Consider the following 7603-nt stretch of genomic DNA (forward strand, 5'->3'; position numbering starts at 1 on the left):
CACGCGGCTCCCCAGCGCGCGCAGCGCCACGTGACTGACTCGATCGCCACGCTGCGCTGGTGCATCGCTGCGCACGTCGCTAAGCGGCTCCAGCGATGCCCATTCTGCAGTTCTGCGTCGACATATTTAATGACACAGTAAGATTAGACAGCAGCGCGGCCGAGTACTACTGGCTTGGTTGGGCGGCCCAATAGGTAGCCTTGAATCCACTGACATCCCGCGCGATCAACCAACTCAAAGTCGCTTGGCTCTTCTACCCTCTCAATCACTACATTGCTAGACAACTCTCGCGCCAGATCCGATATACCGAAAAGGCGCCCTTGTCCCCGCGCCCCGAGTCTTGTATTCTTCAGAAGTGAACCGTCTATCTTGATGATGTCAGGAGACTTCATTTCCATCGCCGTGGCCATACCGCAACTCACTCCCAAGTCATCGATCGCCATCTTGCAACCCAGCGCTTGCAGGCGCTAAACGAATGAGCGCCCCTTACTTCGTACGAGGGGGGGCGGTCTCGGCGACCTCTATCACAAACCTCTCTGCGATATCTGGCCACAACCCGAGTTCCTCAAAAATAGGTTGCCACCAAGCAGTCTCGACAGCACTTTGAGCAGAAACGTTGCAACCAAGGACCATGCCATGGTTTGCAGCAAGCTCGCCGATCATGATCTAACCACTAACTAAACCGCGCCGGGTTTATCGGAGACGCCGAGTTTGGCGCTACGCCGCGCGAGCGGAGAGCACCAGATCGTGATTGTAAGCTTCCTCTGCTTCCGCCGGCGACACGTACCCGAGCGGGCCGAGCAACCGATGGTGGTTGTACCAGTGCACCCATTCGAGCGTGGCGAGTTCGACATCCTGGAGCGTGCGCCATGAACGCCGATGCACATCTTCGGCCTTATACAAGCCGTTGATCGTTTCGGCCAGAGCGTTGTCGTAAGAGTCACCGACTGTTCCGACTGATGGCTCAACGCCAACTTCCCGCAATATTGCCGCGCCACGCCCACCGAATGCTTTCCCTTCTTCGGAAAACCGGTATCGTCAATGATCCAATACAGCCCCTTTGACGGATTTATGTGCGGCAATACCCAGCGACGAACCTGTTCAACTAATGCGGCGTCCGACCATTCGGACTTTGAAACAAAGTGATCCAGAGACTGGTGCCGCGCACTTACGCGACGCGACTCGAGATAGGCCGCCAGCGGCTCAATACTCTTACGCGCAATCGGCAGCATCAACCCCTGACAATATCCCACCAGACCGGCACGACGATCACTGTGCCCATTGTGTCGCAGAGGTGCCAGGTACTCGTCGAACGATGATTCCCAGTCCATCTCTTCCTCATGCAAAGGATGAAGAAGCTCCTATATTGCCAAGAATTTTGTAACACAGTAGTACAAAGAGTGGAACAATGTCCGTCAATAGCACACCTGATTGTTCATAGGATCCTCGGCGAAGATGTCGGCGCAGACGGTCTCCCATCAATCACCGCGGTCGCTCGGCGACCGTCTGTTGGGCGCTCGGATGCCGGTCCACGAAACCATTGGCGCTTCCTCAATGCGCTGTCAAACTTGCAGTCATCAGTATCAACTCGCCACGCGCTTCCACTTCGCCGCCCGCCCGTATCTCTTCCGTGAGGCCAGCGACGAATTTCTGAATCGCCTGCTGCCCTTCATTCGTGTCGCTGAACCAATGGGCCAGCGCGGCCGCAGGCACCGCTGTGTCGTCCGTTATGCGATCAAACGCCGTGAAGTTGAATTCGCGCGTGACAACGAAAAATGTGTTAACACCTGATTCCGGACCGCCATCCGTAAAGACAAAGTAGGCTCGATGCGGATGCAATAGAAAAAAGGTGTCGATCATCCGTCTCAGTAGGGTATCGTCGGACATACTTTTCCCAAATGAAGCCGGAGTGGTCCGGCCTTAGGTCGGTTGGCAGAAGCGCCCTAACTTGTACATACGAACCGGGACCATGAGCCGCTGTGTTGGCCAACACGCACGGCGCCTGAACTTCGCTTCAGCGTCAGGGACTTCACCTGACGACAGCCGTCATGCTCTCGTGTTGGCCTCGGCACATCAGTTTCGTCAGCTGCTCGGTCTCGCCGTGCAGATTCTTCAATCGGTGCACCTCCGGGACCTACGTGCGGGCGAACATCGCGCGTCGGATCTAGAATGACGTCTCAATGCCTCCGTGCTTTCCGTTCAATCCCTTGACTGACACCTGTCGTGGCCGAAGCCTGTCCAGGAAGCTGTTAAGCTCAAGCTTGCGTCTCCGGCGCTCCGCTACCAATTTGCGCTATTCTTCGTTCCCGAAAGGCCGCTATCAAGGAGATAATGACAAGAGGAAATGACACTGTCTCTCGAAACAAATTAGTATTGCTTACATCTTGTGACGCGGCTACTCAACATCGATGTACCTAAGCAAGCGTATGACTTTGCTGCCATCTCGACGCCCGGCATCACGGTTTCACTCCAGCCTTACCGTTGCATCTGACTCGATACGAACTGACTGTATCATACTCCTCTGCAGTTAGTGCCCGGAACCGGATTTGAACCGGTAAGCGCTTATGAGAGCGCGGCGGATTTTAAGTCCGCTGTGTCTACCTGTTTCACCATCCGGGCAATTTGATGGGCCTCCCGTGAGTCGAACACGGCACCAATGGATTATGAGTCCACTGCTCTAACCTTCATGAGCTAGAGGCCCAATGACGTTGACCTAGAATCGACATGGCCGAGTAAGGCTATCTTGGTTCTCAAGAGAAGACTTTTCTATAAGAGCAAAACTTCCTCAAAGTGTACGCTGATTCTCAAGGCAGCGCGCTGGTGGGCACGATGCGTGGCGAGCTCTCCCAGCGACGCGTTACGATGATCGCCAGCTGAGAAGTGGAGCGATGTAATGGGCCACTCGATAAGCAACCATTCTTCATCGCGCGGCGCAGCCCGCCAATAATCGCGGTGCGAGGCCCGCACGCGCAACGCCGCAAAGCGGGAACTCAGGGCGGTACGCGTACTGAGCTTGCCCGCAAAAAAGGATCCCTTGCTGAGTGTGTAAAACTCAAGCAAGGAGGAAACAAGGATGGGTAATCCGAGAGCACGGTATACGCAGGAATTCATGATCGAAGCCGTGCGCATGGTGCGTGGCCGCCAGAGCGTGGCGGCCGTAGCAAAAATACTGAGCATCAGTCCGAAGACGCTGCACCACTGGGTAGAGGCCGATAGCGCTGGCAAGCTGGACGGGGCAGGCAAACAGGTTTCGCCCGAACAGATGGAGATTGCCCGGCTGCGGGCGGAGTTGGCGCGCGTGAAGATGGAGCTCGACATATTGGAAAAAGCTGCGACGCAATTCGCGAAGGGGTCGGCATGAAGTACGCCTGGACACGATGGCTTGGCTACGCTATTAGTCAGCGCAAACGCAAATGCATTGAGCAGGTGTTTGGTTGGAGTAAGACAGTCGGGAGGATTCGGCAGGTGATGTATCGAGGTCTGAAGCGCGTCGACCAACTCTTTGTCCTGACTCAGACGACCTACAACCTGACGCGCATGCGCACGCTGGCCGCTCGCGCGGCATGAGGGCGAATTTAGCAGCACCTGAATCAACGAAGTTCGGCGGCGAATTAGTTGGGACTCTACACGGCATTGGCTCTTTCGAATGAGCGGGCGCTCGTTCAAGAAGAGATATTTCAACAGCCTGCTAGAACTCGCGGATTCTACCGGCGGCACGAGATCAAGCACGCGCCGATGATGCTCGGCATGAGCCTTCGCCGCGTCATTCGCGATGTATTTGCGCCGATTAGGCAGCTCTTAAGCTCATTTCGAAACCCGAGGCTATTTCGCCAAAGTGCTGCCTTTAGTTTACACGTACACTTGCCGCTAGGCCGGACGTTTTCTATGCCCCCACAAAGAGAACATCGAACGTCCTCGAGGCCGCCAAACTCAAACCATTCACCTTAGGGTGTCCCACGCCGTTCCCAGGGATTCCGACGGATGTGAAAGAACATAGAGGATATCCGAGCGTGTCAGATATTATGGGAGCGACTACTCATCATCGCAGCCCCCGCTTTGAGCAGTCTTCATTTCAGGAGCACATTGTAGAAACGCTGCAGTCGGTCAATTTTTCTGATCCAGCATCCGTCCAACAAGCCCGTGACAGGATCAGCAGTGAGTTGGAGGGCGCCTTGCGCGATCACCTATTTGAACACGGCACCAAGCAAAGCGCTCTGCAGCAAGTCGCGGCGCTCGCGCTGGCCCGGGAGGCGCAGCGTCAAGGCTATGGCGATGTCCTGGGACTAACGTCGCAGGATCTGCGGATGGCACAAATCTTACTGATCTCGCTCCTTTCGCAGGTGGGCGTTGATACATTCATGCACGGGGAACTTAGGCATGACCCCGGTCCCGAGGCACTGGAGTTTCGGTTCGATTCCGGCCGTGAGTCGCTCGACACGCTCATGACGCTGAGTTTCCCCGTACCGAACCTCGGTTACGAGCTCAACGACCTGCCCAGAGGAGGTGAACAGCTCCTCTCATCGCTGGTCGTGACAGCGCTTGATGAAGCACGCGACCTTGATCCAAAGGGGCTTAATTGCGAAATTCAGGCTGCAGTGACTAGGCTGAACTCACATGCGTCAGCAAGTGTTCAGTCCGAGCTACCGCCCGAAGTGCTGCGGAAGATTCATAGCTATATGCCTCGCCGAGACTTGGATGCTATGCGCTGCGTCAATACGGAGTTTTCCATCCTCGATGCTCGCGAAGTGGCTAAGTTTAAAGTGTTGATGGAGCGTGCCGCCAACGCGAATAGTCGAAAAGATTTTCAGGCAGTCCTCGATGACATTCAGAAGCTGCTGCCTGGGTATCGGCAGAAGCCGCTGGCCACATTTGTCGACTTCATCCCCAAGCTGGCTGAAGACCAGCGCCTGACGCGCTTCTACAGGGTCCTAGCTGCTGCTAAGCAGCTCAACGCGGTTGATACAGCCCGATTGTTGACCGCCCTCGTCGGCCGTATCAGCTGGCTGCCCAGCGACTACGCGCGGGAACAGGCCTTTACGCATACGTTAGATACTGTTGAACAGATCAGCATCGAACACCAAAGTGAACCATTGGCCGCACTTGTGAAAAACTGTTACCACGCTTCAGACGAGGTGCAGTTTTTCGATCGTATGCGGACACATATTAAGCAACACAACGTCCCCGAGCGCGGCATCGTGCTGGCTAGGCTTTTCGCCAAAATCTCTTACCACCCTGAGGAGAAGATGTTTACATCCTACCAACAGATTTTCGATGCTGTTGAGCAACTCGATAAGCCTGACCAAGGTAAGGCGTTGATCGAAATCGCGCGCAAAGTCCAACGCGTGCGCGGATCGTTCCGATTTCGTGATCTTAAGCGGGATACCTTCGATCGCTTCCTGGGAATGGTGGAGCAGCTCAGTTTCACTGACCGGCAAAAAATCGGCAAAGTGCTCGCTTACCAATTTGAAGGGCGCGTGTACTCATCCGAACTACCGCGCGTCCTAAGGGATGTGGAGTCGAGGTTGGGAGTGAGTCTTACCGAGAAAGAGAAGCAGCCGAGCAAGGCTTGCTCCCTTCAGTAGGACAAACGGGCCGCTTAGGAAGTCTCCATGGTCTTGCAGGCTTCGCGCTGCGTTAGCCGAGCCTCCAGCCGCTCCCAGGTCCGGCGATACGCCTCGCGCGGGAACAAGTCGTCGCGAAGCGCCAGCCCCTTAAACGCTTGGGGCATGCGCTTGAGCGCCTCGATGAATTGCCGTTAGTCGAGCTTGCGACGGCGGCTATTCGCCGCATGCGAGCCGCGTGGTGTGTTGTACACGAGCGCGCCGGACAGATAGCAGTCGAGGTTCGGCATAGACGCGCACCTTCAGACGGTGGCCAATCAGGCGCGACGGTTTGCTGTAGAGAATGGCCCGCACGGTGAAGGTCACGGAGTCGAGGCGGTTCTTGCTGAGTGGCTCGAGGCGTTGCTGAGGGGCGGCCGGGATTCGCAAAAAATCCGCCACATCTCGATCCGGACGTGTCAGAAATCTTGTGTGCTGAGGTCGATTAAAGAATCTCAGCTGATGGCGCAGGTGAAGCGCTCGCCGAACAGAATGGCGAACTGATTGACTGCTTGCCGCCAGGTTATAGGCGGCATCTTCCAGTCCTTCTCGATGTTGCGCAAGGCCAGATACAGCAGTTTGCTGGCAGCGTCGTCGCTCGGGAAGTGGCCGCGATTCTTGACGATCTTGCGCAACTGCATGTGCATGCTCTCGATGGCGTTTGTCGTATATACGATTCGACGCACCTCGGGCGGATAGGCGAAGAAGGGAATCACCTGTTCCCATTGGCGCTGCCACATCGCCGAGACGGTAGGAAATTTGCGGCCCCAATCGCTGCTTGCAAAGGCCTCGAGCGCGGCTGCCGCCGCCTCGGCGGTGGCAGCCTGGTAGATCGGCTTGATCGCGGCCGCCAGCGGCTTGCGGTCTTTCCAGCTCGCCAGATTCAGCGAATTGCGGATCAGATGCACGATGCAGGTCTGGATCTGGGCGCCCGGATAGACCGCCTCAATCGCTTCAGGGAAGCCGCGCAAGCCATCGACCACCGCGATCAGGATGTCATTTTTACATCGACGCTAACACCTTGCCCTGAACTTGTGCAAGCAATTGGTCAATTAGCTCATCGGGAAACAGCTTCGGTGCCTTTGTGCTCTTGTTCTTCTTTGTCACGGTTGCTTCGGTCATAGGACGTTATTCCCCTTATCATCTCATGACCTCGGCACACTAAAAATCTGACAGGCTCTAAAACAGTGGCTGCTGTATCAACCAGGCGAACCAGGCGATCCGGTCTTCCCCAGTTCGCGCGGTGGTCATCTCAGTGCCGATGCTCTTCAGCAACTCGTGTCGCGTAACGCCGAAATCGCGCGCCTCTCGTGCCCCTCGCTGAAGAAGAAATCAATAACGCCTCATACGCTTCGGCACACGGCCGCGATGAGCCTGATGCATCACGGCGTCGACCTGACCGTGATCGCGCTCTGGCTCGGGCACGAGTCCTCCGAGACTACTCAGATCTATCTGCACGCCGACATGCAACTCAAGGAACGCGCGCTCGCACACGCGACGGCGAGTGGTGTTGCACCGACACGCTACAAACCTCCAGATCCGTTGCTCGCCTTCCTGGAGGCCCTCTGATAATGCCGACAACCGGAGCGACCGGGAATAGAGATCCGCCAACCGTTGTGTCCGTGGATTCATGACGCGGCATAATCGGGGAGTCGGCATGATGTCATCGAGCGCGACATCAGGCCGTTTGCCACAGCGAGAAAATCGTGGCTGTTCAGCGATACTGCGTATTTCGGACGAAGGTGACCGGCCGTTTCGGGATCGTGACCGGCGATTTCGGCAACGTGACCGGCCGTTTCGGGAACGTGACCGAACGAACCGGACGGCAGGACTGGCGTTGCGCATGACATCAACCACGCGAGCTATGCTCGCCGGCTTTCGCCGGAGAGAGCATGCCCGCGCACCGGATGAACATGCGCATGATCAAGGACGTTTTACGACTTAAGTTCGACGGCGGTTTCTCGCATGATCGAATTGCCGCGTCGCTGGGCATTTCCAAGGGC

The 7603-nt window shown here is 56.3% G+C and carries 4 protein-coding genes, 2 tRNA genes and 5 pseudogenes; 4 read left to right on the forward strand and 7 right to left on the reverse strand.

What is annotated here, in order from left to right:
* Positions 1–143: 143 nt before the first annotated feature.
* The 6 genes and pseudogenes from IAG25_RS42455 to IAG25_RS40625 form a co-directional block, all read right to left on the reverse strand.
* The gene (locus IAG25_RS42455; protein ID WP_375336578.1) at positions 144–464 is read right to left on the reverse strand and encodes an EAL domain-containing protein; all 321 of its coding nucleotides are present in this window, start codon (positions 462–464) and stop codon (positions 144–146) included.
* Between the two features lie 253 nt (positions 465–717).
* Positions 718–984 (reverse strand): annotated as a pseudogene (locus IAG25_RS40605) (integrase core domain-containing protein); the annotation flags it as partial.
* Positions 933–1331 (reverse strand): annotated as a pseudogene (locus tag IAG25_RS40610) (transposase); the annotation flags it as partial. The pseudogenes IAG25_RS40610 and IAG25_RS40605, both read right to left, overlap by 52 nt.
* 220 nt (positions 1332–1551) lie before the next feature.
* Complete coding sequence (locus IAG25_RS40615) at positions 1552–1887, reverse strand: hypothetical protein (protein WP_187609837.1); 336 nt, start codon at positions 1885–1887, stop codon at positions 1552–1554.
* Between the two features lie 644 nt (positions 1888–2531).
* Positions 2532–2619 (reverse strand) — tRNA-Leu (locus tag IAG25_RS40620).
* A 7-nt stretch (positions 2620–2626) separates the two neighbouring features.
* A tRNA-Ile gene (locus IAG25_RS40625) sits at positions 2627–2701 on the reverse strand.
* Between the two features lie 372 nt (positions 2702–3073).
* On the opposite strand from IAG25_RS40625, the pseudogene IAG25_RS40630 reads away from it, so the two are divergent.
* The 3 genes and pseudogenes from IAG25_RS40630 to IAG25_RS40640 all read left to right on the forward strand — a co-directional run.
* Positions 3074–3372: pseudogene (locus IAG25_RS40630) on the forward strand (transposase); the annotation flags it as partial.
* A 3-nt stretch (positions 3373–3375) separates the two neighbouring features.
* Positions 3376–3567 (forward strand): annotated as a pseudogene (locus IAG25_RS40635) (transposase); the annotation flags it as partial.
* Between the two features lie 443 nt (positions 3568–4010).
* The gene (locus IAG25_RS40640; protein ID WP_187609838.1) at positions 4011–5582 is read left to right on the forward strand and encodes an F-box protein; all 1572 of its coding nucleotides are present in this window, start codon (positions 4011–4013) and stop codon (positions 5580–5582) included.
* Positions 5583–6055: 473 nt separating this feature from the next.
* Here IAG25_RS40640 and IAG25_RS40650 read toward each other — a convergent pair.
* Positions 6056–6601: pseudogene (locus IAG25_RS40650) on the reverse strand (IS256 family transposase); the annotation flags it as partial.
* Positions 6602–6794: 193 nt separating this feature from the next.
* On the opposite strand from IAG25_RS40650, the gene IAG25_RS40655 reads away from it, so the two are divergent.
* Positions 6795–7169, forward strand: a complete 375-nt coding sequence (locus IAG25_RS40655; protein WP_255504348.1) for a tyrosine-type recombinase/integrase — start codon at positions 6795–6797, stop codon at positions 7167–7169.
* The last annotated feature ends 434 nt before the right edge of the window (positions 7170–7603 follow it).

The sequence above is a fragment of the Caballeronia sp. EK genome (assembly GCF_014384845.1).
Taxonomy (GTDB): Bacteria; Pseudomonadota; Gammaproteobacteria; order Burkholderiales; family Burkholderiaceae; genus Caballeronia; species Caballeronia jiangsuensis.